The organism is Candidatus Limnocylindria bacterium (assembly GCA_036523395.1).
Classification (GTDB): Bacteria; Chloroflexota; Limnocylindria; order P2-11E; family P2-11E; genus CF-39.
The window spans coordinates 1-1543 of record DATDEH010000073.1 but is presented as its reverse complement, the minus strand read 5'-3'; the positions used below and the strand labels follow the sequence as shown (position 1 = coordinate 1543).

Genomic DNA, 1543 nt, shown 5'->3' with positions numbered 1-1543 from the left:
GAGCGACTCGAGCAGGCTCGGCTGCACGAGCGCCACGCAACCCGCGAGCGCGTCGAACTTGTCCTCGTCCGAGGTGCGGCCGAGAAGCCGGATGTCCGGACGATCGGGCACAGGCATCTCGCGGTGGCCCATGAGCACGAGCGTCGCGCGCGTGCCGCGTGAGTCCTGCCAGCGCGCGAACGCATCGAACAGCTGCCCGCACTGCTTGCTCTCGACGATGCGGCCGACGTACAGGAAGTACGGACCCTCGATGGCGTAGCGCTGGCGGAACCGGTCCGCGGACGGTTCCGCCGGCACGTCGACGCCGACGCCGACGACCTCGTTCGGCACGCGCTCGTTCTGGAAGAGCCGGTGCACCATCGCGCGCTCCTCAGCGGTGTTGTACGCGATCGCGCGCGGCGCGCAGAACACCGGCTTGTAGATCGCGAGCCGGATCGCGGGCTCATCGTGGGCCGTCGGCACGAGGACCGCGCGCTCCGGCGCGAGCGGAAGCCCCAGCACCGTCGGGTAGTAGATGTAGGTGAAGAAGAGCACGTGGTCGACCTGGCGGCCGCGCTTGTTCACGTGCTCGAGCAGGTCGGGCGCGACCGGTCCCTGCGCCTCGACGAACGCGCGTTCATCGGCGAGCGTGTGCGTCCGTGAGAACGCGCGCCGCTCGCGGAGCCGGAAGTCGCGCGACCGTCCACGCTCGACCGCGAAGCGGTGCACCGGCACGCCGTCGACCGCGGTGAGGCCAGCGGTGAACTCGTTCGCCCAGGTCCAGTAGTCGCGCGCCGTCGTCGTGGCCACCTCGACGTTGAAATGAGGCCGGAGGCGCTGGACGACCTCTCTTGCGTGCACCTCCGCGCCGCCACCGCCAACGTCGCCATAGCGTTGCACGACGACCATCAGGCTCGGGTTCGTCACTGCGCGGTCAGCGCGACGAGCTGCGCAAGTCGCGCGTCGAACGCCTCCCATGACGACTCGCGCTCCACCCACGCGCGGCCGGCGGCGCCGAGCGCGGCGCGCGCCGCGATCGCGCGGTCGAGGGCGTCACCGAAGCCGTCCGCGTCTCGGTATGTCACGCCGCCGCCCGAGCGCGCGACCTGGCCGGCGGTCACGGGGTTGTCCGCGCGCACGACGACCGGCGTCCCCACCTGCCAGGCCTCGAGGAGGACGATGCCGAGGCTCTCGAACCGCGACGGCAACACCAGCGCGTCGGCCGCTGCGAGCGCCGCGTACTTCTGCGCGTCGGGGATCCGACCGAGCGCGACGACATCGGGGCGCTCGGGCAGCTCCATGCGCACCGTTCCCGCGAGCACGAGCGTCGCGGGCCGCGCGCTCGGACGTTCGCGGTACGCGGTCCATGCGGCGAGGAGCTCGCCGCAGCCCTTGCCCTCGCTCACCTGGCCGAGATAGAGGATCAGATCGCCATCGAGCCGGTGATCCGAGCGGAAGGCGGCGACGTCGTACGCGTCGGGCGGATCGAGTCCCAGCCCGAGCGTCTCGTGCGGGATGTGCTCGTTGCGGAAGGTGCGGTGCACGAGACCCTTCTCCTCGGGCG

The 1543-nt window shown here is 71.6% G+C and carries 2 protein-coding genes; both read right to left on the bottom strand.

Features of this window, described 5'->3' with window-relative positions; translation table 11 throughout:
• Positions 1–906 (bottom strand): hypothetical protein (locus VI056_09875; protein ID HEY6203342.1); only part of this gene is annotated, 906 nt, incomplete at its 3' end.
• On the bottom strand, positions 903–1543 hold a 641-nt coding region (locus VI056_09870), incomplete at its 5' end, for a glycosyltransferase (protein HEY6203341.1). The genes VI056_09875 and VI056_09870, both read right to left, overlap by 4 nt.